The sequence below is a fragment of the Pseudomonas sp. PIC25 genome (assembly GCF_002286785.1).
In the GTDB taxonomy this organism is placed as follows: domain Bacteria; phylum Pseudomonadota; class Gammaproteobacteria; order Pseudomonadales; family Pseudomonadaceae; genus Pseudomonas_M.
The window spans coordinates 72,956-94,193 of sequence record NZ_MUJY01000062.1 but is presented as its reverse complement, the minus strand read 5'-3'; the positions used below and the strand labels follow the sequence as shown (position 1 = coordinate 94,193).

Sequence of the window (21,238 nt, the reverse complement as noted above, 5' to 3'; positions counted from 1 at the left end):
GAGAAGCCCATGAGCCTATGGCGCCAGCCCCCCGATCTGGAACAGCTCAACGCCACCTTGACGAACACCATCGGCGAACAACTGGACATCCGTTTCGAAACCTTCGATGACGAGTCTCTCACCGCCAGCATGCCGGTGGACCGGCGCACCCACCAACCCTATGGCCTGCTGCATGGCGGCGCGTCGGTGGTGCTGGCGGAAACCCTCGGCTCCACCGCCAGTTTCCTGTGCATCGACAGCAGCCGATACCGCTGCGTCGGCCTCGAGGTGAACGCCAATCACCTGCGTGGTGTGCGCAGCGGACGGGTCACTGCGGTGGCCCGTGCGGTGCATCTGGGGCGGACCACCCATGTCTGGGATATCCGCCTGTCCGGCGACGACGGCAAGCCCAGTTGCATCTCGCGCCTGACCATGGCCATCGTGCCGGTGGACAAATAGTCCGGGGGGAGGGGCTGCTGCGCGGTCCTTGGCGAATGAATTCGCCCTACAGGCCGGCCGAATGCTTTTCCGTAGGAGCCAGCTCTGCTGGCGAAGCTTTTGTGTGGTCCATTCGCGAGCAGAGCTCACTCCTACAAAGGGTTGCGTCCGAACCTCGACCGTAGGGGCGAATTCATTCGCCCGAGCAACCCGAAGGGTTGCCGTGTTCGCCTACGGCCATCCCCTCATTCGTCGATGCACGCGGGCAGCAACTGGCGCAGGTAGTTCGCCACATAGCGGTGAAATCCCGGATCGCGCCAGTATTCCATGTGGCTCAGGGGCGTGTGTCGTTTGTACCAGGCGCCGGCGGGCCAGGCATGGTCTTCGTTGACCACCGCCGCGTAGCTGGGCAGGGTGCGCAGCGGATAACCCAGCGGGTCGGCCGGGGCGTAGTAGTTCAGCCAGCGTGCCTGCTCGCGCACGGCTGGGGTCAGGTGGTCGCCGGGGAAGCGGATCGGCACCACCTTGTCGTAAGCGAAGGTGAACAGCGGGATATTGCAGCCGAAGGTGACCAGCCCGGCCAGCGTTTCCAGGGCGAGAAACGGGTCGTCCGGGCGGCTCGACGTCTCGTTGAGCTTCTGCTGGTCCCAGACGAAGTTGGAAAAGATGTGCCCACCGAGCGAATGTGCGAGCACCACCAATGGAGTGTCAGGGCCGACCTCGGCGCGCAGGGCATAGATGCCCTGGCGCACGCGCTGGTGGACCTGCTCATAGGTGTCGTCGTAGGCCTGGCTGACCTTGCGGTAGCCGCTGGCGTCGCCGAGGAACAGCGTCACCAGCCGGCGCAGCCAGCGCCAGGTGACCGGTTGGTTGTCCAGGCTGTCGAGGAAGTCGTGCTCGCGTTCGTCCATCACGCTGGCCCAGAACAGGCTGCGGAAGACGATCTGCCCGGCTTCCTCGCCGAGCTGCCGGCGAATGCCCCGGATCAGGCCCTGGGCGTATTCGTATTGTCCTTCTTCATCCTGCCGGTCCAGCTTGGGACCGATGCCATGAATGATCGCCACTGCCAGTTTCATGCATCTTCCTTGGTCGGTGCCGGGAGGGATCGGGGATCAGAGCGGCAACAATCGTTCTCCGAGGCGACCGCTTTCCACCAGTTCGAGGAACTCGTCGCCGAGACGCTGGCTTTCGTCCATCGCCTTGCGCCAGTAGCGCTCGCGTCCGGCATCGTCGCCCAGGTAGCGGGTGAAGTCCTTGCGGTCCGGCAGCTTGCCGTGGGGCAGGCGGGCCAGGTACTCGCGGGACGGCGAAACCAGCAGTACATCCTGCAGGCGCGTGGTACAGCCACGGCGCCAGGGCAGTCCCTTGTCGAACCAGCCGGGGATGACCCGGTCAGTGAAGTGCGGGTAGAGCACGATGTCGTCGCCGCGGTAGGGCAGGTCCAGGTGGTAGTCGAGCAAACCGCCATCGCGGTAGGTGCCGGGGCCGGCGCCGGGGATGTCGCGCACGCCCTCCATGACCATCGGAATGGAGCCGGAGGCGAGCAGGGCATGCCGCAGGTTGCCGGTGTCCAGGGCGAGGAAGCGTGAGGGGAAGTCGTTCAGCGGCGCCAGCGGCGGCGGCAGGCGTTCGTCGTGGAGGATGATCCGTTCGAAGTGCCTGGCCAGGCGCGGGCGGCCCAGCAGGTTATTGCCGATCACCGAGGACAGCCCCAGGCCGAGCGTGCCGCGCTGGTCGTGGGCGAGCAGGCCATGACTCTTCACCACCACCACGTTCAGCCGGTAGTGCGGGTTGGCGAGGATGTCCGCGTCACGGCCGTCGAGCAGCTCATCCAGCATGCGCACGCAACTGCGGCTGACCTCGGCCATGGTCACGCCTTTGGCGAAGCGTTGCGCGGTATACAACTCGCCGAGGCGGCGGATACCGGCCGCGGCATTCGGCAGGCAGACACTGGCGAAGCGCCAGGAGCCGATCGAGGCGCCGATCAGCGAGCGTTCCCGCGGCGCACGGGGCAGCCAGTCGCCGAACAGCGCCAGGTCCAGGCCCTGGATACCCAGCGCCTTGGGTCCGCCGGCCGCGCCGGGAAGGATACCGACGTCGGTGGGCGTCAGGCCGCGTTCGCGGATGCGCGCGGCGGCACGTTGTCCGGCACGCAGAGTCAGGGCGGGGAATTTGATCTGAACGGCGCTCATACTGGCCTCCATCGCACAAGGCAGCGATTATAGAGGGCAATGGTGGGCGGCCAAGTGGCTTCAGCGGATGAATGATGGGCAACAGGGTGATCGAACGGCGCGAGGGAAATTCAGGTTGGCTTAAGTCCGCTTGAATAACCTGAACACGTCGAAACCAATCCCGTGAGGAGAATCACCATGAACAAACTGACAGCCCTTTTCGCCACTGCCGCCCTTGCCGCTACCGCGAGCATCGCCCAGGCCCGCGACCTCGGCCCGGACGAGGCGCTGAAGCTGCGCGACGCCGGCACCATCCAGTCCTTCGAAAAACTCAACGCCGCCGCCGTGGCCAAGCACCCCGGTGCCACCGTCGAGGAAACCGAGCTGGAAGAGGAGTACGGCCGCTATATCTACCAGGTCGAACTGCGTGACGCCCAAGGCGTGAAATGGGACCTGGAGCTCGACGCCACCAATGGCCAGATCCTCAAGGATCACCAGGACGATTGATGCATACGACGCTGCACCGGATCGGGTTGCTTTTTCTGCTGCTGGGGTTACTGGGCCGGGATGTCTCGGCCCGTGACCTGGACCAGGACGCGGCCCTGCGCCTGCGCCAGGAAGGTGTTATCCAGTCGCTGGAGAGCCTGATCCAGGACGCGCTGGCGCGTTACCCCGGCTCGACCCTGCTGGAAGCCGAGCTGGAAGAGGAAGACGGTGTCTACGTCTATGAAGTGGAGCTGTTGACCCAGGGCGGTGTAGTGCGTGAGCTGGAATTGGATGCCCGCAATGGGGCCATCCTGAAGGACGAGGAAGACTGATGCGCCTGCTGTTGGTGGAAGACCACGTGCCCCTGGCCGACGAACTGGTCGCCGGCCTTGGTCGCCAGGGGTATGCCGTGGACTGGCTGGCCGATGGCCGCGATGCGGCCTACCAGGGAGCCTGCGAACCCTATGACCTGATCATTCTCGACCTGGGCCTGCCCGGCAAACCGGGGCTGGAGGTGTTGCGCGAATGGCGTGCCGGCGGGCTGACCACCCCGGTACTGATCCTTACTGCACGCGATTCTTGGGCCGAGCGCATCGAGGGGCTGAAGACCGGTGCCGACGACTACCTGAGCAAGCCGTTCCACCCCGAAGAACTCAACTTGCGCATCCAGGCGCTGTTGCGGCGGGCCCATGGGCTGGCCAACCAGCCACAACTGGAGGCCGCGGGCCTGCAACTGGACGAGGCGCGGCAGTGTGTCGGGCGCAACGGCGAATGGATCGAGCTGACCGCCGCCGAGTTCCGGCTGCTGCGTTATTTCATGCTACATCCGGGGCAGTTGCTGTCGAAGACGCACCTGGCCGAGCACCTGTATGACGGCGAGAAGGAGCGCGACTCCAACGTCATCGAAGTGCACGTCAACCGCTTGCGCGGCAAGCTCGGCCGCGAAGTGATCGAGACCCGGCGCGGACAGGGCTACCGCTACAACGGTGCCGGCGGGTGATAGCCCTGCAGCATCGGTTGAGCCTGGGGCTGGTGGCGGTATTGCTGGTCGTCGGGCTGATCTTTGCCCAAGGCAGCCTCTGGTTGTTCGACCTCGGTCTGCGCCGCTATCTGCAGAATTACCTGCGTGAAGAAGCCGAAGCGCTGTTGATCGCCATGGTGCGTGGGCCGCAGGGCCTGCAACTGGACGAACAGCGCATCGGCCCCGGTTACCAGCGGCCGTTGTCCGGGCATTACTTCCGCATCGATTTCGACGACCATGTCTGGCGCTCCCGCTCGCTCTGGGACCATACGCTGCCACGCCCGAAAACGGCCGGATTGCAAGAGGGGCTGAGCGACGGGCCGAGCGATCAGCACCTGCTGGTCTACCGGGCGGACTACCGGCGCTTCGGCCGCGAGCTGTCGATCAGCGTGGCGCACGACTACACGCCGGTGCTCGACAGCTTCCGCCGCCTGCGCCAACTCATCCTCTGGCTGGGTGCCGGCGCCTTGCTGCTGATCGTTCTGTTGCAGCGCTGGACAGTCCACCGCGCCCTGCGCCCGCTGGAGTCGGCACGCCAGCAGATCGCCCAGCTGCAGAGCGGCCAGCGCGGCGAATTGGATCGCGACGTCCCACCGGAGCTGGAGCCGCTGGTGGCTCAGGTCAACCACCTGCTGGCGCATACCGAAAGCACGCTCAAGCGTTCGCGTAATGCCTTGGGCAATCTCGGTCATGCGCTCAAGACGCCGCTGGCCGTCCTGCTCAGCCTGGCCAATCGTGAGGAATTGCAGGGTCATCCGGACTTGCAGGCACGGTTGCAGGAGCAACTGGCGCAGATCGAGCAACTGCTGGCCCGCGAGCTGGGCCGTGCACGGCTGGCCGGGGAGGCGTTGCCCAAGGCGCGTTTCGATTGCGCGGGGGAGCTGCCCGGCCTGTTTGAAACCCTGGCGATGATCCATGACCGCAACCTGGACCTGCGCTGGCAAGCGCCGCCAGGACTGCGCCTGCCGTGGGACCGTGAGGACCTGCTCGAACTGCTCGGCAATCTGCTGGACAACGCCTGCAAGTGGGCGCAAGGCCAGGTGCGCCTAGACATCGAACCGGTGGAAACGGGCTATCAGTTGACCATCGATGACGACGGTCCCGGTATTGCTGCCGAGGCTCGCGAGCAGGTGCTCGATCGGGGCTCACGGCTGGACGAGCAGGTGCCGGGGCATGGTCTGGGGCTGGGCATCGTGCGGGATATCGTCGATGCCTGGGCGGGACGCCTGGCGCTGGAGGAAAGCCCGTTGGGCGGGCTGCGGGTGCGAATCTTCCTGCCGGCGCGAGGCCCGGACATACGCTGATCCAGGCCTCTGCGCGTTCTTACATGCCGTTGGTAAACGCAGGATTCCCCATATCGATGGCCGCACGCACCGGCTTCAGCGCTTCCCCGTACTTCGCCAGGATATCCAGCGCATAGTCGATCCGCCCGCGCAGGCGCTGGTCGTCTTCGCTGGCCGGTTCCGGCGTGTTCAGCACCTTTTCCACCTGGCGCACGATCAGGTGCTCCGGCAGGTAGCACAACCGGCAGTTCTTGTAGCTGGAGGCGCGCAGTTCGCTGATCGGCGAGGCGCCGCCGATGCCGGCGGAGACCGCTACCAGCAGGCCGGGCTTATGGGCCAGTTCGGCCTTGCTGGCGTAGACGAAGAAGTTCTTGATCGCCGGGCAGGCCATGCCATTCCACTCCGGCGCCACCACTACCACCGCATCGGCGGCCTTCAGTTGTGCGGCGTACAGGTCCCAGGGACCGCTGTCTTCACCTGGCCACAGCGGCAGCGGGGCAAGTCCGAGGTCAATGACGGAGCTGGTGTCTTCGGTAGTGGTTTCGAGCTGGATTAGGCGTTGGCGCAGGAAACGCGCGACCTTGCCGGATTGGCTGTTGTTGCGGCTGGAGCCGGCGACGAGGGCGATGTTGAGCATGAGGGACTCCCAGGGAAAAGTGCACGCAGGCTAGCCGTGGGAACCCTTTGGAACAAGGGCGGAGATGCCGACGTGGGTGGCGGAATGCGCCAGCTGAGTCGTGGGTCACGCCCTGCGGCAATTCGCCTGTCGAACCGGACAGGTTGTGTTTTGACAGGCACGGCGGCCATGGGGCAGAGTACGCGCCTTTTTTCCGGGCCTTCCGGTCGAATCCTGGAGCTTATCGATGAATGCTGTGATCGCAGCGGTCGGCATCATGCTGATCCTCAGTCTGTGCCGTGTGCACGTGGTAGTGGCCCTGATCGTTGGCGCGCTGGCAGGCGGCCTGATCGGCGGCCTGGGTGTGGAGGGCACGCTCAATGCCTTCAACCAGGGCCTCGGCGGCGGCGCCACGGTGGCGCTGTCGTATGCCTTGCTCGGCGCGTTCGCGGTCGCCATCGCCAAGTCCGGTCTGGCCCATGCCCTGGCCGACAAGGTGCTGGCGCTGGTCGGTCGCCAGGACGCACAGGGCGGCGGGGCGGTGAAGTGGGTGCTGATCGTGCTGCTGCTGGCGGTTTCGGTATCCTCGCAGAACATCCTGCCGATCCACATCGCCTTCATCCCGCTGCTGGTGCCGCCGCTGCTGTACGTACTGACCAAGTTGTCGCTGGACCGCCGCCTGATCGCCTGCGTCATCACCTTCGGACTGATCACGCCCTACATGTTCCTGCCGGTGGGCTTCGGCGGCATCTTCCTCAACGAAATCCTGCTGGCCAACGTGACCAAGGCCGGGGTGGACGTCAGCGGCGTGAGCGTTACCCAAGCCATGGCAATCCCGGCCCTGGGCATGCTCTTCGGCCTGCTGGTGGCGGTGCTGTTCAGCTACCGCAAGAAGCGCGTCTATGACCTTGCCCGGATCGAGCAGGTCGAGCGTGCCGGTGTGCAGTACAACCCGCTGAGCCTGCTGATGGCCGGCGTCGCCATCGCCGCCGCGTTCGCCGTGCAGCTGTGGCTGGACTCGATGATCATCGGTGCTCTGGTGGGTTTCGTGATCTTCTCGGTGTCTGGCGTGGTGCGCTGGCGGGAGGCCGACGACCTGTTCACCGAAGGCATGAAGATGATGGCCATGATCGGCTTCATCATGATCGCCGCCGCCGGCTTCGCCGAAGTGATGAAGGCCACCGGCGAGGTGAAGACCCTGGTGGATGCCTCGGCCGCCTGGATCGGCCACAGCAAGGCGGTCGGTGCGCTGCTGATGCTGCTGGTCGGCCTGCTGGTGACCATGGGTATTGGTTCGTCCTTCTCCACGGTCCCGATCATTGCCGCCATCTTCGTGCCGCTGGGCATGCAGCTCGGCTTCAGCCCGCTGGCGATCGTTTCCATCGTCGGTACCGCCGGGGCCCTGGGCGATGCTGGCTCGCCGGCTTCCGACTCGACCCTGGGCCCGACCTCCGGCCTCAACGTCGATGGCCAGCACAACCACATCTGGGACACCGTGGTGCCCACCTTCCTGCACTACAACCTGCCGCTGCTGGTGTTCGGCTGGGCCGCGGCGATGCTGCTGTAAATCCTGCCGGGCCGCTGTCCTGGCGGCCTGTGTCGACATCTGGTGAGCTGTCCGTTCGATCAAGATGTCATTGAAGTGCCATCATTTTGGCGTCAAACTATTCGCTCAATTTTCCAGCGGGGTGGCCGATACGAAGGCCACCCCGTTTTCATTCCGCTTGCCGTCTCACGAGGAAAGGACAATGCGTCTGACGCTGAAATCGAAAGTTCTGTTGCTGGCCCTGGTACCGGTGCTGCTGTTCGCCCTGGTGCTCAGCGGCGCCACGGCGAAGGTACTGCTCGGTCTGGCGCAAGAAGAGCTGGAGGAAACCCGCGAACGCCTGATGCAGGAAAGCCGTGAAGAGTTGGAGCACTACGTGCAGATCGCCCTCGGCTCCGTGCAGGGTATGTACGACGCCGCCGCGTCCGGCGACATGGCCAGCCGCGAGGCGGCCATCGCCGTGCTGTCGAAGATCAAGTACGGCAAGGACTCCTACATCTTCGGCTACGACTCGGAGATCGTCCGGCTGTTCCGTGGCGACAGCCCGGTGGACGTTGGCAAGAGCTTCAAGGGTCGCCGTGACTCTAACGGCGTGCTACTGAACGAGGAATTGGTGAGTGTCGCCAAGAACGGCACGCATTTCGTCCAGTACTCCTCGCCGCTGCCGGGCAACGAGAGCGTGCAGGTCCCCAAGCTGGCCTACACCTATTACCTGCCGAAGTGGGACATGGTGATCGGTACCGCCGTCAACCTGGACGGCATCGAGGCCCAGGTGGTCGAGGTGGAGAAGGCCATCGACGACCGCATCAGCACCGTGGTCAGCAGCATCGTGGTCATCGCCGTGATCCTGCTGGTCCTGCTGGGTATTGCCGGTCTCGCGCTGAGCAACTCCATCCTGCGTCCGTTGCAGCAGATCAAAGACAACCTGGACGACATCGCTGCCGGTGACGGCGACCTGACTCACCGTCTGCCGGTGAACAGCCATGATGAACTGGGTGAGCTGGCCGGTTCGTTCAACCGTTTCGTCGAGAAGATTCATGGCCTGGTGCGCCAGATCGTCGAGATGACCGGCCAACTGACCAGCTTGGTCGGCGAGGTGTCTGCCCAGGCGCAGCGCTCGGAGCAGGCCATGGAGCGCCAGCGCCATGAGACCGACCAGGTAGCGACCGCGATCAACGAAATGTCCGCCGCCGCCAACGAAGTGGCCCGCAGCGCGCAGAATGCCGCCGAAGCGGCTCGCCAGACCGACCAGGAAGGCCAGGCCGCGAAGAAGGTGGTGGATGGCAGCATCCAGCGCATTCATGCCCTGGTGGACGATATCCGCAAGAGCGGCGTGTCTCTCGACAGCCTGCAGCAGGACGTGCAGTCCATCGTCAGCGTGCTCGGTGTGATCCGCTCCATTGCCGAACAGACCAATCTGCTGGCGCTCAACGCGGCCATCGAAGCGGCACGTGCCGGTGAGGCCGGGCGCGGTTTTGCGGTGGTTGCCGACGAGGTTCGCGCGCTGGCCAGCCGCACCCAGCAGAGCACTCAGGAAATCCAGGGCATGATCGATCGCCTGCAGCAGGGCACCCAGGAAGCGGTGACCGCCATGCGCCGCTCCAGCGAGGCCGGCGACACCACCAGCGAGCAGGCCAACCAGGCCGGCTCTTCACTGGACGCCATCGCTCAGTTGATCGGCACCATCAACGCCATGAACGCGCAGATCGCCAGTGCTGCCGAAGAGCAGACCGCGGTGGCTGAGGAGATCAACCGCAGCGTGCACCAGATTGCCGTGGCGGTGGACAGCGTGGCCGACGAAACCCAGCAGGGCGCCCAGACCGCCCGCAGCCTGGCCGGCCTCGGCGAACGCCTGGGTGCGCTGGTGAAGCAGTTCCGTATCTGAGTAAGGAAAAGGCCCACCCGTGATGAGGGATGGGCCGTGAGGTCAGGGCGGCCGTGGGGGATGGCGATCAATCGCCGCGATATTCGCAGCCGCTGGTGCAGGTCTCGTGGATACGTACGCGCGACAGTTCGGGCAGGAGCGGCTTCAGTTTCTGCCAGATCCATTTCGCCAGCACTTCGCTGGTGGGGTTCTCCAGGCCGGGGATGTCGTTCAGGTAGTTGTGATCGAGCTGCTCGTAGAGCGGCTTGAAGATCTGCTTGATCTCGGAAAAGTCACGGATCCACCCAGTGTAGGGGTCCACTTCGCCTTCGATGTAGATCGCCACGCGGAACGAGTGACCATGCAGGCGCCCGCATTTGTGTCCTTCCGGTACGTGGGGGAGGCGGTGGGCGGCTTCGAAGATGAATTCTTTGAACAGTTCCAAGGGACAACGCTCTGAAAGGGCCGGACGACGGGCAGAGGCGGCATTTTAACAGGTTCCGCGCATCCGGCGACCGGGACCATGGACATGGCCGGAGTGTCGTCATTCCTGGCCATTACGGTCATTGCTCCCTTTCTCGAAGGTGCCGGACAATCCTGCTCATCTTCGCCATCCGTACGCAGCCATGGTCCAGACTGTTTTTTTCGCCCATGCAAATGGCTTCCCTTCAGCCACCTACGGCAAGCTGTTCGCGGCCCTGGAGCCGGATTACCGGGTGCTGCATCTGGCGCAGCATGCCCATGACCCGCGCTTTCCCGTAAACGACAACTGGGAAAGCCTGGTTGAAGAACTGCTCCATCATCTCGGCGAGCTGGACGAGCCGATCTGGGGTGTAGGGCATTCGCTCGGCGGCGTGCTGCATTACCACGCGGCACTGCGGCGCCCTGAGCTTTACCGGGGCGTGGTGATGCTGGATTCGCCGGTCCTGACCCTGGCCGATCGGGTGCTGATCCGCGCGGCGAAGCGCTTCGGCCTCATCGATCGCATCACGCCGGCGGGGCGGACGCTGGGGCGGCGCGAGCACTTCGGCGGCATCGAAGAGGCGCGCCGATACTTTGCCGGCAAGACCCTGTTCCGACGCTTCGATCCGGATTGCCTGGATGCCTACGTACGGCATGGCTTGCAGGAGGCCGACAATGGGCTGCGCCTGCGTTTCGATCCGGCCACCGAGATCAGCATCTACCGCAGCGTCCCGCATACCACCCCCGGCCGTCCCCAGCAGCTCAAGGTGCCGCTGGCGGTCGTGCGGGGTCGCCACAGCCGGGTCGTGCTGCCGCATCATGCACGCCTGGTGCGGCGCGTGCCGCAAGGGCTTTACCTGACGTTGCCGGGCGGCCATATGTTTCCGCTGGAGCGTCCCCAGGAGACTGCCGAGTTGCTGAGGCGTGTGCTGGCCCGCTGGGATGGTTCGGCAGAAAGCGAGGAGAGCGCATGAGCAACCTGTTCGAAGAGGTCCGCCTGAATCTGCCGCATATCGAGCTGGCAGCCCACCTGTTCGGCCCGGAAGACGGGCTGCCGGTGATCGCATTGCATGGCTGGCTGGACAACTCCATGAGCTTCGCCCGCCTGGCGCCGAAGCTGAAAGGCGTGCGCATCGTCGTCCTGGATCTTGCCGGCCACGGGCATTCCGGGCATCGCCCGGCCGGTGCGGGATACGCGCTCTGGGATTACGCCTACGACATTCTGCAGGTGGCGGAGCAGTTCGGCTGGCAGCGTTTCTCGCTGCTCGGGCATTCGATGGGGGCCATCGTTTCCGTGCTGCTCGCCGGCGCGTTGCCGGAGCGTGTGGAGCGCCTCGCGCTGATCGACGGGTTGGTGCCGTTCACCGGCGAGCCGGAAACCGCCCCGGAGAAGCTGGGCGAGGCACTACGGGCGAAGCTGGCGCTGGGCAGCAAGCGCAAGCCCGTCTACGAGACGGTCGAGCGTGCGGTCGAGGCGCGCATGAAGGGTGTCGGCGCAGTCAGCCGGGAGGCGGCCGAGCTGCTGGCGCAACGTGGGCTGATGCCCGTGCCGGGCGGTTACACCTGGCGCACCGATCCGCGCCTGACGCTTCCATCGCCGCTGCGCCTGACCCAGGCCCATGCCCTGGCGTTCCTGCGCCGCCTGGGTTGCCCGGTTAGTCTGGTCCTGGCGGAGCAGGGCATGCTGGCGCATCAGGCGGCGGTGGTGAAGATGCTCAGCGAATTCTCCTTCGACGTGACCCACCTGGCCGGCGGGCATCACCTGCACCTGGACGATGAAAAAGGCGCGGATGCCGTAGCAGACTGTTTCAATCGCTTCTTTACTGTGGCTTGACTTGCCCTGACCAACTGCGGAGGCTGGGCGGGTTGCCACAGGAGAGAAGCAATGATCGACCTGTATACCGCCGCCACCCCGAACGGACACAAAGTCTCCATCGCGCTCGAAGAGCTGGGGTTGCCCTACCGCGTGCACGCGCTGAGTTTCGACCGAAAGGAGCAGAAGGCGCCCGACTACCTGAAGATCAATCCGAACGGACGGATTCCGGCCATCGTCGATCGCGAGAACGATGATTTCGCCGTTTTCGAATCCGGGGCCATCCTCATCTATCTGGCCGAAAAGACCGGGCGCCTGATGCCGCAGGACGTCAAAGGCCGCTCCCGTGTCATCCAGTGGCTGATGTTCCAGATGGGCGGCGTAGGGCCGATGCAGGGGCAGGCGAATGTCTTCTACCGCTACTTCCCGGAGAAATTGCCGGGCGCCATCGACCGTTACCAGCATGAGACTCGCCGCCTGTACGAGGTGCTGGACCGGCGCCTGGGCGAGTCGGAATACCTCGCCGGCGACTACAGCATCGCTGATATCGCCACCTTCCCCTGGGTTCGCATCCATGACTGGTCCGGGGTATCGGTAGACGGACTGGCGAATCTTCAGCGCTGGATGTCCGCGTTGGAAGCCCGGCCGGCCGTGCAGCGGGGACTGGAAATTCCCAAGCGAGAGGCGGATACCGACAAGGCCGTGAACACCGCTCAATCCATGCTGACGCTTTGAGGCCGGGATGCGCCTGATCATTCTGTTGAGCTTGTGTCTCGCGGGACCTTCGCTGTTCGCGGCCGATCTGCCGGGCAGCCGCGATCTCGAGATTCTTCCACGCTTCCCGCGGGCGGAGATTACCGACTTCCGCTCCGAGCCCACGATGGAGCGGCTCTATCCGCAAGGTTCCATCCGTCGTATCAGCGGCCAGTTGCGCTATGAGCGCGAGGTACTGGCGGAAGGAGCCTTCACCGCGGTGACTTACCGGCTGTCCAGCGAGCATTCCAGTGCGGAAGCCTTCGAGGCGGCGCGCCGGGCGCTGATGGAGAAGGGCGCCGAGCTGCTCTACTGGTGCCAGGGCCGCGACTGCGGGTCCAGCAGCCTTTGGGCCAACTCGGTGTTCGGCAAGGCGACCCTGTACGGCCCCGACGATCAGCAGGCCTACGCCTTGCTGAGGCTGGCGGAGCCGAACCCGGAGAGTCTGCTGGCGCTCTATGCGATCACCCGCGGCAACCGGCGTGCCTACCTGCATGTCGAGCAGTTGGATTCCGCCGCTTCGCTGGGAACGCTGCTGCCGGCGCCGGCCACCTTGCTCCGCCAATTGAAGAGTACCGGCGAGTTGAAGTTGCTGCGGTTGGGCGGCGAGCCGGAGCAGCCCTGGGTCGAAGTGCTGGCGCGCAGTCTCAACCTGGATACGACCCTCCGGGTCAGCCTCGACGGGCCGAATGCCGAAGCCTGGCGTGAAGCGCTGGTGGCTCAGGGCGTCAGGGCGGCCCGGCTGGAGCTGGGCGAAGGCGACGAAAAGGGCCTGCACCTGAACGTATTGCGTTGAGCACGCCGCAGCGGGGTTGAGCGCTGGCTCAAATCCGCCGGACAGGCCTTTCCCTACAATGGCCCGCTTTCGGCCTGCCTTCCTTGGATGCGGAGCGCTTTGCATGTTGAACAATGACCGTCTGCTGGTGCAAATCCTGCTACTGGCACTACTCGGTGCGTGTCTCTGGGTGCTGGCACCGTTCTGGTCCGCGCTGTTCTGGGCGGCGGTGCTGGCGTTTGCCAGTTGGCCCCTGATGCGTCTGCTGACGCACTGGTTGAAAGGCCGGGAGGCCGCGGCCGCCGCGATCCTGACCGCGGGATGGATGGTGTTGGTCGCCGTGCCGTTGGTCATGCTGGGTTTCAACCTGGCCGACCATATTCGCGATGCCACCGTGCTGGTCAAAAGCCTGCAAGTGGAAGGCTTGCCTCCGCCTCCTGCCTGGCTGGGCGATCTGCCGCTGGTGGGGGATCGGCTGGTGGCGTTCTGGCTGACCATCGATCAGCAGGGCGCGGCGTTCTTCGCCACCTTACGGCCCTATGTCGGGCAGGTGGGTAACTGGCTGCTGGCACGCAGCGCTCAGGTGGGCGGCGGAATGCTGGAGCTGGCCCTCAGCCTGGTGCTGGTGTTCTTCTTCTACCGCGACGGTCCGCGCCTGGCCGCCTTCGTACACCGTGTGCTGGAGCGGCTGATCGGCAACCGCGCCGACCACTACCTCGAACTGGTCGCCGGGACCGTGCAACGGGTCGTCAACGGGGTGATCGGTACGGCGGCGGCCCAGGCGGTGCTGGCGCTGATTGGCTTCTGGATCGCCGGTGTGCCGGGCGCCATCGTGCTGGGCATCCTGACCTTCGTCCTCAGTCTGATCCCCATGGGGCCGCCGCTGGTGTGGATACCAGCCACGGCCTGGCTGGCCTGGAAGGGCGACTACGGGTTCGCTGTGTTCTTGGGCATTTGGGGAATGTTCGTGGTCAGCGGGGTCGACAACGTCCTCAAGCCCTACCTGATCAGCCGGGGCGGGAACCTGCCGCTGGTCGTCGTGCTGTTGGGGGTGTTCGGCGGCATCCTGGCCTTCGGCTTCATGGGGCTTTTCCTCGGCCCGACGCTGCTGGCGGTCGCCTACAGCCTGCTCGGCGACTGGGTGGGTAATGGCAATGGAGACGTTCTCGACCCTGCCGAGCCGCTGGAAAAAGCCGGCCGCCAGGGGTAGGTGGCCGGTGGCCGTCAGGCCGAAAGGTTGAGTTGGCTACCGAGCCGGGAACTGTAGCTGGCGGCGCCGGCCTGGTAATGCTTGAGCAGGTTGGCCACGAGGTTGTCGTAAGCCTCATCGCTGCTGCTCTGGGCGGCCGACGTATCGGCCTCGGCATAGGTGCCTTGGCTGCTGGAAAACGCTCCGGGCGGCGGCGGAGGGGGCGGAGCCAGGGCGGCGCTTTCTTCCAGGCTCAGGCTGCCGTCCTCATCGGTGTCCAGGGCGGCGAACAATTCGCTGAGATCGGTGCCGCTGGTTCCCTGGACCGATTCGATGGCTTTGGCCAGTTCATCGAGGCTGACGCTGCCGTCGCTATCACTGTCCAGTTGAGCGAACAGCTCTTCCGGGTTGGGGCCGCCATGGGGCGGCGGAGCCAGGGCGGCGCTTTCCTCCTCGCTGATGCTGCCGTCGCCGTTGGCGTCGAGTTGGGAAAACAGTTCGTCGATATCGATCTCAAGGCTGCTATCGCTTTCCTGGGCGGCGCTCACCGCGGCAGTCAGTTCGTCCTTGCCGATCCCGCCATCGCTGTTGCTGTCCAGCTTGCTGAACAGCTCCGCCTGAAATTTCGCCGGATCAGGCGCGTCGCCGGCGGGCGGGCGCGCTTTGCTGGCGAAATTCGAGGTACAGCCGTACCCCGAATAAGCGCTGCTGACACCACTGATCATGGGAGTCACTCCTCTGTTGTATGCCTGGAGAAGGTTCTCCGGCCATGGCAGAGTCGGCGGGTCTGTTGTCAGGGGTGTGTGTGCTTTGTATCCGGCTTCTTACGCGCGTGGCAGGCGGAGTATGGCAGTCAGGCCGCCGCCCGGGGTTTCCTTCAGCGCGAGGCTGCCGCCCAGGCGCTTCGAGGCTTCCAGGGCGATGCTCAGGCCGAGGCCGACGCCCCCCGAGTTCCGGTTGCGTGAGCTTTCCAGGCGAAAGAACGGCTCGAAGACGGCCTCGCGCTTGTCCTCCGGTATGCCCGGCCCCCGGTCGATGACGCGTACCTCGATCTCTTGCTCGCCATCCAGCAACTGGATGTGTGCGTGTCCGGCGTAGCGCAGGGCGTTTCCCAGCAGGTTGCCGAGGCAGGAGCGTAGCGCCATGGGCTGGGCGCGCACCGGCCGGCAATGTCCTTCGACCTGGACATCGGCCCCTTGGTCTTGGGCGTTTTCCGCCAGCGACTCGGCCAGGGCCTGCAGGTCGAACAACTGGGCTTCCTCCTGGCTGCGTTGTTCGCGCAAATAGGAAAGCGTGGCCTCGAGCATCTGGTTCATCTCGCCCAGGTCCTGGGCTAGTCGATCTCGCAGCGCTTCGTTCTCGACCTGCTCGACCCGCAACTTCATGCGCGCCAGCGGCGTGCGCAGGTCGTGCGAGACCGCCGTCAGCATGCGGCTGCGCTGCTCGACCTGCTCGCGGATACGCGCCTGCATGCGGTTGAAGCTGTGCGCCGCCTGGCGGACTTCCGCCGGCCCGGTTTCGTTCATCGGCAGGCTGTCGAGGTTTTCGCTCAGTCGCTCGGCCGCCTGGGACAGGCGCCGGATCGGCCGTGTCAGCAGGCGTGCGCCAATCCAGGCGGCGATCACCAGCGCCAGCGACTGGGAGGCGAAGGGAATCCAGGGCCCGCCGAATACGCCGGGCTTGGGTGGAGGCCGGTCGTCAGGGGGACGAGGTCCCGGTGGTTGCCCGCCCGGTTCGCCGGGAGTGGTCCGGGGTGGAGGAGGATTCTGGCGTTCGGAGGGTGGCTTGCCCTGCTCGAACCAGGCGAATGCCAGCAGGTGGGCGAGAACGATGGCCAGCAGGAAGATGCCGAACAGCCGGGCGAACAGCGTGTCGGCATTTCGCATCATTCGATGTCTCGGGCGTCGAACAGGTAGCCCTCGCCGCGTACCGTCTTGATCAGCCGGGGAGCGCGCGGGTCGTCGCCCAGCTTCTGCCGCAGGCGCGATACCAGCAGGTCGATGCTGCGATCGAAGGCTTCAATGGCGCGTCCACGGGCGGCGTCGAGCAGTTGTTCGCGGCTGAGGACGCGGCGCGGCCGTTCGAGAAAGACCCAGAGCAGGCGGAACTCGGCATTCGACAGCGGCACCACCAGCCCCTCGGCGGAATGCAACTGGCGTAGCACGCCGTCCAGCCGCCAGCCATCGAAGCGCAGGTTGTTGCGCGGCTCCGGCTGGGCCGGCGCGCGCTCGTCGCGGACCCGGCGCAGGATCGTCTGGATGCGCGCCACCAGTTCACGGGGTTCGAACGGCTTGGCCATGTAGTCGTCGGCGCCCAGCTCCAGACCGATGATGCGATCCGTAGGCTCGCAGCGGGCGGTGAGCATGAGGATCGGAATGTCCGACTCGGCCCGCAGCCAGCGGCACAGCGAAAGGCCGTCCTCGCCGGGCAGCATCAGGTCCAGCACTACCACGTCGAAGCGCTCGTTGGCCAGGGCCTGGCGCATGCCGTCGCCGTTGCTGACGCCATGGGCGAGGATGTTGAAGCGTCCCAGGTAGTCGCAGAGGAGTTCGCGGATCGGCTGGTCATCGTCGACGAGCAGGGCGCGGACGTTCCAGCGGCGGCTGTCGGTGGTCGGGGCGGTCGGCATATCGCCAGGGCTCTGGGGCTTGTACTGCATGAGGTCCTGCCATGGGCTGGCTGCTGGAAAGCGGTGCCGGCAGGGCACCGGGTTCGTCGCCGGACATGCCCGCATCCTACTCGGCGCGAGGGGCCGCGGCCAGTGTAGAAGGCTCTTAGCCTGACGTATCGCAAGCATGTGTGCTTTGTATCCAGTTCGATACAAATCGGCTCCTCGGGGGAAATTTACGGCTTCTTTACGGGCGGACCGGCGTTGTCATCTCGTTCCTTTACGTCGGTGGGGAAAACAATGCCTCCATGCACATTCGCACAGGAGGCAAGCATGACCGTTCTCGATGGAATCTCACTGACACTCGCCGTGGCGCTGTTCGCGTTCCTGCTGGTCGCGCTGTTGCGCACCGGCCGGAGCTAGGGGGCGATCATGGCGATGCATGATGTACTGCTCATCGGCGCGTTCTTCGTTCTGGTGCTGGCACCGGGACCCTGGCTGGGACGCTTCATTCACCGGGCGATGGAAGGGCAGCGCACCTGGCTCAGCCCGCTGCTTTCGCCGCTCGAACGCTTCTGCTACCGGAGTGCGGGCGTCGACCCGGCCATCGAGCAGGACTGGCGGCGCTATGCATTGTCGCTGCTGGCGTTCAACGGCGCCTGCCTGCTCCTGTTGGTCGCGATCCTGATGCTGCAAGGCGCGCTGCCGCTCAATCCGCAGAAGGTGGCCGGGATGGACTGGCCGCTGGCGTTGAACACCGCGGTCAGTTTCGTCACCAACACCAACTGGCAGGCCTACAGCGGCGAAGCGCAGTTGTCCTATTTCAGCCAGATGATCGGCCTCGGCGTGCAGAACTTTGTCAGCGCCGCCACCGGTCTCGCTGTGTTGGTGGCGTTGTGCCGGGGCATCGCCCGGCGTTCGGCCGCGACCCTGGGCAATTTCTGGGTCGATCTCACCCGCGCCACGCTCTATGTACTGCTGCCGCTAGCGATCCCGCTGGCGCTGTTGCTGGTCTGGCAGGGCGTGCCGCAGAGCTTTGCCCACGCGGCTACGGCCACTACCTGGCAAGGTGCGGAGCAGAGCCTGCCCCTGGGGCCGGCCGCCAGCCAGATCGCGATCAAGCAGTTGGGCACCAACGGCGGCGGTTTCTTCGGCGTCAACTCCGCCCACCCGTTCGAAAACCCCACGGCGTTCAGCAACCTGCTGGAGATGGCGGCGATTCTCCTGATCCCGGCCGCCCTGGTGTTCAGCTATGGCCACTACGTCAAGGACCTGCGCCAGAGCCGCGCCATCCTCGCCTGCATGCTGTTGTTGTTCTGCATCGGGCTGGGTGTCGCGGTCTGGGCCGAGTGGCAGCCGAATCCGGCCTGGGCCGGGCTGCCGGTCGAGCAGGCGGGCTCCCTGGAAGGCAAGGAAAGCCGTTTCGGCATCACCGCCTCGGCACTCTGGGCGACCGCCACCAGTGCGGCCTCCAACGGTTCGGTGAACGCCATGCACGACAGCTTCAGTGCCTTGGGCGGCATGGTACCGCTGGTCAACATGATGCTCGGCGAAGTGATCTTCGGCGGTGTCGGCGCCGGCCTCTACGGCATGCTGCTGTTCGTCCTGATCGCGGTGTTCCTCGCCGGCCTGATGGTCGGCCGCACGCCCGAATACCTCGGTAAGAAGCTGGAGGCGAGGGAAGTGCGCCTGCTGGTGTTGAGCCTGCTGGTGATGCCGATCGGCGTGTTGCTGCTCGGTGCGCTGACAGCCATCCTGCCGGCCGGCGTGGCGGCGGTAAGCAATCCGGGCCCGCACGGCCTCAGCCAGATCCTCTACGCCTATACCTCGGGCGCCGGCAACAACGGATCGGCCTTCGCCGGCTTCGGCGCAGGCTCCACCTACCACAACCTGATGATCGCCCTGGCCATGCTGCTCGGCCGCTACGGGATCATCCTGCCCGTGCTGGCCATTGCCGGTGGCCTGGCGATGAAGCGTGCCGCGCCGCTCGGGCGGGACAGCTTCCCCACCCACGGCCCGCTGTTCGTCGGCCTGCTCACCGCCACCCTGCTGCTGGTGGGTGGCCTCACCTTTTTCCCGGTACTGGCTCTGGGACCGCTGGCCGAGCACCTCGGCCAACTGGCCGGCCTGAGCTGGTAAGTGGAGCGAGACATGAACGCACGAAACGAACTCATCGATCAGCCGGTACGTCACGAGGCTGACGCGCACCCGGCGCCGCTCTGGCGCGAGGCGCTGCTCCAGGCCTTCGTCAAGCTGGACCCGCGTCAACTGGTGCGCCAGCCCGTGATGCTGCTGGTGGAAATCACGGCCTTGATGACTGCCTTGCTCTGCTTCGTCCCCGGTCAGGCGGTGGCCACCGGGGTTGCCGTGCAGATCGCCCTGTGGCTGTGGTTCACCGTCCTGTTCGCCAACTTCGCCGAGGCGCTGGCCGAAGGGCGCGGCAAGGCGCGGGCGGACAGCCTGAAAGCCGGGAGCCAGGGTTTGATCGCCCGCCGGCAGGTCGCGCCGGGGCAATACGAAGGCATTGCCGCTTGCCGCCTGCGCAAAGGTGATGTGGTGCGGGTGCAGGCCGGTGAGCTGATTCCCGGCGATGGCGAGGTCATCGAAGGTATCGCCGCGGTCAACGAGGCGGCGATCACGGGCGAATCCGCCCCGGTGATCCGCGAATCCGGCGGCGACCGCTCGGCCGTCACCGGCAACACCCGGGTGGTGTCCGACTGGCTGCTGGTGCGCATCAGCGCCAATCCCGGCGAATCGACCCTGGACCGGATGATCGCTTTGGTGGAAGGCGCTCGGCGGCAGAAGACCCCAAACGAAGTGGCGTTGGACATCCTGCTGATCGGTCTGTCGCTGATCTTCCTGCTGGTGGTGGCGACTCTGCAGCCGTTCGCCCGCTTTTCCGGCGGCGAGCTGCCTCTGGTGTTCCTCGTCGCACTGCTGGTGACGCTGGTGCCGACCACCATCGGCGGCCTGCTCTCGGCCATCGGTATCGCCGGCATGGACCGTCTGGTCAGGCTCAACGTCATCGCCAAGTCCGGCCGGGCGGTGGAAGCGGCGGGGGACGTCCAGGTGCTGCTGCTGGACAAGACCGGCACCATCACCTTCGGCAACCGTCGTTGCAGCGCGATGCTGAAAAGCCCGGGCGTCAGCGGCCAGGCACTGGCCCAAGGCGCGCTGCTGGCGTCGCTGGCCGACGACACCCCGGAAGGCAAGTCCATCGTCGAATACCTGCGCAATCTGCACCCGATGCCGGAGCCGGCCCGTGATCGCTTGACGGTGGTGCCGTTCAGCGCAGAAACCCGCCTGTCCGGTGTCGACTGGGAAGGCCATGTCTATCGCAAAGGGGCGGTGGATGCGGTGCTGGGGTTCCTCGGCCTGGCCCGCGAACAGCTTCCCGAGCCGCTGGCGCGGGAAATCGAACGCATCGCCCAGAGCGGCGGCACGCCGTTGCTGGTCTGCGCCGATGGTCAGTTGCTCGGCGCCATTCACTTGAAGGATGTGGTCAAGCCGGGTATCCGCGAGCGTTTCGCCGAGCTGCGCCAGTTGGGCATCCGTACCGTCATGGTGACCGGCGACAACCCGCTGACGGCGGCAGCCATCGCGGCCGAGGCGGGCGTCGACGATGTGATCGCCGAGGCCACGCCGGAGAAGAAGCTGGCGCGCATTCGCCAGGAACAGGCCGACGGCCGATTGGTGGCAATGTGTGGCGACGGCGCCAATGACGCACCGGCACTGGCTCAGGCCGACGTCGGCCTGGCGATGAATGACGGTACCCAGGCGGCGCGCGAGGCCGCCAACCTGGTCGACCTGGATTCCGATCCCACCAAGCTGCTCGATGTGGTGCAGGTGGGTAAGGAGCTGTTGGTCACCCGTGGCGCCCTGACCACCTTCTCGGTCGCCAACGACGTGGCCAAGTATTTCGCCATCCTGCCGGCGCTGTTTTCCGGGATCTACCCGCAGCTCGGCGTGCTCAACCTGATGGGGCTGGCCAGCCCGCAGAGCGCCATTCTCTCGGCCATCGTGTTCAACGCCCTGATCATCGTTGCGCTCATCCCGCTGGCCCTGCGTGGGGTGCGGGTGGAGGCCGCCGACGCGGCCAGCCTGCTGCGGCGCAACCTGCTGATCTATGGCCTGGGCGGGCTGGTCGCGCCCTTCGTCGGGATCAAGCTGATCGACCTGTTGCTGACCGCCGTGGGGCTGGCCTGAGCGGCTTCGATTTTTCCGGAGGAACTGC

General features: G+C 65.6%; 22 protein-coding genes and 1 pseudogene. 16 read left to right on the top strand and 7 right to left on the bottom strand.

What is annotated here, in order from left to right:
• Positions 1-9 precede the first annotated feature (9 nt).
• Positions 10-438, top strand: a complete 429-nt coding sequence (locus BZL41_RS07245) for a hotdog fold thioesterase (RefSeq protein ID WP_095598661.1) — start codon at positions 10-12, stop codon at positions 436-438.
• A 224-nt stretch (positions 439-662) separates the two neighbouring features.
• Here BZL41_RS07245 and BZL41_RS07240 read toward each other — a convergent pair whose 3' ends face one another.
• Positions 663-1,493 carry a hypothetical protein gene (locus BZL41_RS07240; protein WP_095598660.1) on the bottom strand — a complete coding sequence of 277 codons (831 nt, stop codon included), beginning with the start codon at positions 1,491-1,493 and terminating at the stop codon, positions 663-665.
• A 36-nt stretch (positions 1,494-1,529) separates the two neighbouring features.
• Positions 1,530-2,609 carry a hypothetical protein gene (locus tag BZL41_RS07235; protein ID WP_095598659.1) on the bottom strand — a complete coding sequence of 360 codons (1,080 nt, stop codon included), beginning with the start codon at positions 2,607-2,609 and terminating at the stop codon, positions 1,530-1,532.
• 177 nt (positions 2,610-2,786) lie between these two features.
• On the opposite strand from BZL41_RS07235, the gene BZL41_RS07230 reads away from it, so the two are divergent.
• Genes BZL41_RS07230 through BZL41_RS07215 form a run of 4 tightly spaced genes read left to right on the top strand, consistent with a single transcriptional unit; the run spans position 2,787 to position 5,399 of the window.
• The gene (locus BZL41_RS07230; RefSeq protein ID WP_095598658.1) at positions 2,787-3,095 is read left to right on the top strand and encodes a PepSY domain-containing protein; all 309 of its coding nucleotides are present in this window, start codon (positions 2,787-2,789) and stop codon (positions 3,093-3,095) included.
• Positions 3,095-3,406, top strand: a complete 312-nt coding sequence (locus tag BZL41_RS07225) for a PepSY domain-containing protein (protein ID WP_095598657.1) — start codon at positions 3,095-3,097, stop codon at positions 3,404-3,406. The genes BZL41_RS07230 and BZL41_RS07225 overlap by 1 nt, the downstream gene beginning before the upstream one ends.
• Positions 3,406-4,074, top strand: a complete 669-nt coding sequence (locus BZL41_RS07220; protein WP_084333794.1) for a response regulator transcription factor — start codon at positions 3,406-3,408, stop codon at positions 4,072-4,074. The genes BZL41_RS07225 and BZL41_RS07220 overlap by 1 nt, the downstream gene beginning before the upstream one ends.
• Positions 4,071-5,399, top strand: a complete 1,329-nt coding sequence (locus BZL41_RS07215; RefSeq protein ID WP_095598656.1) for a sensor histidine kinase — start codon at positions 4,071-4,073, stop codon at positions 5,397-5,399. Before BZL41_RS07220 ends, BZL41_RS07215 begins: the two co-directional genes overlap by 4 nt.
• Positions 5,400-5,418: 19 nt before the next feature.
• Here BZL41_RS07215 and BZL41_RS07210 read toward each other — a convergent pair whose 3' ends face one another.
• On the bottom strand, positions 5,419-6,015 hold the full coding sequence (locus BZL41_RS07210) for an NADPH-dependent FMN reductase (RefSeq protein ID WP_095598655.1): 597 nt from the start codon (positions 6,013-6,015) through the stop codon (positions 5,419-5,421).
• Positions 6,016-6,241: 226 nt separating this feature from the next.
• On the opposite strand from BZL41_RS07210, the gene BZL41_RS07205 reads away from it, so the two are divergent.
• From BZL41_RS07205 to BZL41_RS29370, 3 genes and pseudogenes are all read left to right on the top strand, one after another.
• Positions 6,242-7,561 carry a Na+/H+ antiporter family protein gene (locus BZL41_RS07205; RefSeq protein WP_095598654.1) on the top strand — a complete coding sequence of 440 codons (1,320 nt, stop codon included), beginning with the start codon at positions 6,242-6,244 and terminating at the stop codon, positions 7,559-7,561.
• A gap of 64 nt (positions 7,562-7,625) precedes the next feature.
• Positions 7,626-8,567 (top strand): annotated as a pseudogene (locus BZL41_RS29375) (cache domain-containing protein); the annotation flags it as partial.
• Positions 8,568-8,603: 36 nt separating this feature from the next.
• A complete protein-coding gene (locus BZL41_RS29370; protein ID WP_371916496.1) occupies positions 8,604-9,425 on the top strand; it encodes a methyl-accepting chemotaxis protein in 822 nt (273 codons plus the stop codon).
• 67 nt (positions 9,426-9,492) lie between these two features.
• Here the strand turns inward: BZL41_RS29370 and queD are convergent, their stop codons facing one another.
• Positions 9,493-9,849 (bottom strand): 6-carboxytetrahydropterin synthase QueD, encoded by a 357-nt coding sequence (queD, locus tag BZL41_RS07195; RefSeq protein ID WP_084333789.1) that lies wholly within the window; start codon positions 9,847-9,849, stop codon positions 9,493-9,495.
• Between the two features lie 181 nt (positions 9,850-10,030).
• On the opposite strand from queD, the gene BZL41_RS07190 reads away from it, so the two are divergent.
• The 5 genes from BZL41_RS07190 (at position 10,031) to BZL41_RS07170 (ending at position 14,417) form a co-directional block, all read left to right on the top strand.
• Positions 10,031-10,840, top strand: a complete 810-nt coding sequence (locus BZL41_RS07190) for an alpha/beta fold hydrolase (protein ID WP_095598652.1) — start codon at positions 10,031-10,033, stop codon at positions 10,838-10,840.
• The gene (locus BZL41_RS07185) at positions 10,837-11,700 is read left to right on the top strand and encodes an alpha/beta hydrolase (protein ID WP_095598651.1); all 864 of its coding nucleotides are present in this window, start codon (positions 10,837-10,839) and stop codon (positions 11,698-11,700) included. The genes BZL41_RS07190 and BZL41_RS07185 overlap by 4 nt, the downstream gene beginning before the upstream one ends.
• A 51-nt stretch (positions 11,701-11,751) precedes the next feature.
• Positions 11,752-12,414 carry a glutathione S-transferase family protein gene (locus BZL41_RS07180; RefSeq protein WP_095598650.1) on the top strand — a complete coding sequence of 221 codons (663 nt, stop codon included), beginning with the start codon at positions 11,752-11,754 and terminating at the stop codon, positions 12,412-12,414.
• 7 nt (positions 12,415-12,421) lie between these two features.
• Positions 12,422-13,228 (top strand): DUF4892 domain-containing protein, encoded by an 807-nt coding sequence (locus tag BZL41_RS07175; protein ID WP_095598649.1) that lies wholly within the window; start codon positions 12,422-12,424, stop codon positions 13,226-13,228.
• A 103-nt stretch (positions 13,229-13,331) separates the two neighbouring features.
• Positions 13,332-14,417 carry an AI-2E family transporter gene (locus BZL41_RS07170; RefSeq protein WP_095598648.1) on the top strand — a complete coding sequence of 362 codons (1,086 nt, stop codon included), beginning with the start codon at positions 13,332-13,334 and terminating at the stop codon, positions 14,415-14,417.
• Between the two features lie 14 nt (positions 14,418-14,431).
• Here BZL41_RS07170 and xopAW read toward each other — a convergent pair whose 3' ends face one another.
• The 3 genes from xopAW to BZL41_RS07155 all read right to left on the bottom strand — a co-directional run bounded on the left by xopAW (position 14,432) and on the right by BZL41_RS07155 (position 17,055).
• A complete protein-coding gene (gene xopAW / locus BZL41_RS07165) occupies positions 14,432-15,121 on the bottom strand; it encodes an EF-hand domain-containing protein (protein ID WP_095598647.1) in 690 nt (229 codons plus the stop codon).
• Between the two features lie 99 nt (positions 15,122-15,220).
• Positions 15,221-16,285: an ATP-binding protein gene (locus tag BZL41_RS07160; RefSeq protein WP_095598646.1), complete on the bottom strand. Its 1,065-nt coding sequence runs from the start codon at positions 16,283-16,285 to the stop codon at positions 15,221-15,223.
• A complete protein-coding gene (locus tag BZL41_RS07155) occupies positions 16,282-17,055 on the bottom strand; it encodes a response regulator (RefSeq protein ID WP_095598645.1) in 774 nt (257 codons plus the stop codon). Before BZL41_RS07155 ends, BZL41_RS07160 begins: the two co-directional genes overlap by 4 nt.
• A 282-nt stretch (positions 17,056-17,337) precedes the next feature.
• On the opposite strand from BZL41_RS07155, the gene BZL41_RS07150 reads away from it, so the two are divergent.
• From BZL41_RS07150 to kdpB, 3 genes are read left to right on the top strand one after another with little or no spacing between them, the layout of a single operon-like run.
• Positions 17,338-17,427 (top strand): potassium-transporting ATPase subunit F, encoded by a 90-nt coding sequence (locus BZL41_RS07150; RefSeq protein WP_084333782.1) that lies wholly within the window; start codon positions 17,338-17,340, stop codon positions 17,425-17,427.
• A 9-nt stretch (positions 17,428-17,436) separates the two neighbouring features.
• Complete coding sequence (kdpA, locus tag BZL41_RS07145; protein WP_095598644.1) at positions 17,437-19,143, top strand: potassium-transporting ATPase subunit KdpA; 1,707 nt, start codon at positions 17,437-17,439, stop codon at positions 19,141-19,143.
• A gap of 12 nt (positions 19,144-19,155) precedes the next feature.
• Positions 19,156-21,210 (top strand): potassium-transporting ATPase subunit KdpB, encoded by a 2,055-nt coding sequence (gene kdpB, locus BZL41_RS07140; RefSeq protein WP_095598643.1) that lies wholly within the window; start codon positions 19,156-19,158, stop codon positions 21,208-21,210.
• Positions 21,211-21,238 lie beyond the last annotated feature (28 nt).

Coding starts and splice junctions, on each gene's coding strand:
- BZL41_RS07210 (WP_095598655.1), bottom strand. CDS start 6,015: ATGCTCAACATCGCCCTCGTCGCCGGCTCCAGCCGCAACAACAGCCAA.
- BZL41_RS07190 (WP_095598652.1), top strand. CDS start 10,031: ATGGTCCAGACTGTTTTTTTCGCCCATGCAAATGGCTTCCCTTCAGCC.
- BZL41_RS29370 (WP_371916496.1), top strand. CDS start 8,604: ATGACCGGCCAACTGACCAGCTTGGTCGGCGAGGTGTCTGCCCAGGCG.
- BZL41_RS07150 (WP_084333782.1), top strand. CDS start 17,338: ATGACCGTTCTCGATGGAATCTCACTGACACTCGCCGTGGCGCTGTTC.
- BZL41_RS07185 (WP_095598651.1), top strand. CDS start 10,837: ATGAGCAACCTGTTCGAAGAGGTCCGCCTGAATCTGCCGCATATCGAG.
- BZL41_RS07240 (WP_095598660.1), bottom strand. CDS start 1,493: ATGAAACTGGCAGTGGCGATCATTCATGGCATCGGTCCCAAGCTGGAC.
- BZL41_RS07245 (WP_095598661.1), top strand. CDS start 10: ATGAGCCTATGGCGCCAGCCCCCCGATCTGGAACAGCTCAACGCCACC.
- BZL41_RS07230 (WP_095598658.1), top strand. CDS start 2,787: ATGAACAAACTGACAGCCCTTTTCGCCACTGCCGCCCTTGCCGCTACC.
- kdpB (WP_095598643.1), top strand. CDS start 19,156: ATGAACGCACGAAACGAACTCATCGATCAGCCGGTACGTCACGAGGCT.
- BZL41_RS07155 (WP_095598645.1), bottom strand. CDS start 17,055: ATGCAGTACAAGCCCCAGAGCCCTGGCGATATGCCGACCGCCCCGACC.
- BZL41_RS07205 (WP_095598654.1), top strand. CDS start 6,242: ATGAATGCTGTGATCGCAGCGGTCGGCATCATGCTGATCCTCAGTCTG.
- BZL41_RS07235 (WP_095598659.1), bottom strand. CDS start 2,609: ATGAGCGCCGTTCAGATCAAATTCCCCGCCCTGACTCTGCGTGCCGGA.
- kdpA (WP_095598644.1), top strand. CDS start 17,437: ATGGCGATGCATGATGTACTGCTCATCGGCGCGTTCTTCGTTCTGGTG.
- BZL41_RS07220 (WP_084333794.1), top strand. CDS start 3,406: ATGCGCCTGCTGTTGGTGGAAGACCACGTGCCCCTGGCCGACGAACTG.
- BZL41_RS07225 (WP_095598657.1), top strand. CDS start 3,095: ATGCATACGACGCTGCACCGGATCGGGTTGCTTTTTCTGCTGCTGGGG.
- BZL41_RS07175 (WP_095598649.1), top strand. CDS start 12,422: ATGCGCCTGATCATTCTGTTGAGCTTGTGTCTCGCGGGACCTTCGCTG.
- BZL41_RS07170 (WP_095598648.1), top strand. CDS start 13,332: ATGTTGAACAATGACCGTCTGCTGGTGCAAATCCTGCTACTGGCACTA.
- xopAW (WP_095598647.1), bottom strand. CDS start 15,121: ATGATCAGTGGTGTCAGCAGCGCTTATTCGGGGTACGGCTGTACCTCG.
- BZL41_RS07180 (WP_095598650.1), top strand. CDS start 11,752: ATGATCGACCTGTATACCGCCGCCACCCCGAACGGACACAAAGTCTCC.
- BZL41_RS07160 (WP_095598646.1), bottom strand. CDS start 16,285: ATGATGCGAAATGCCGACACGCTGTTCGCCCGGCTGTTCGGCATCTTC.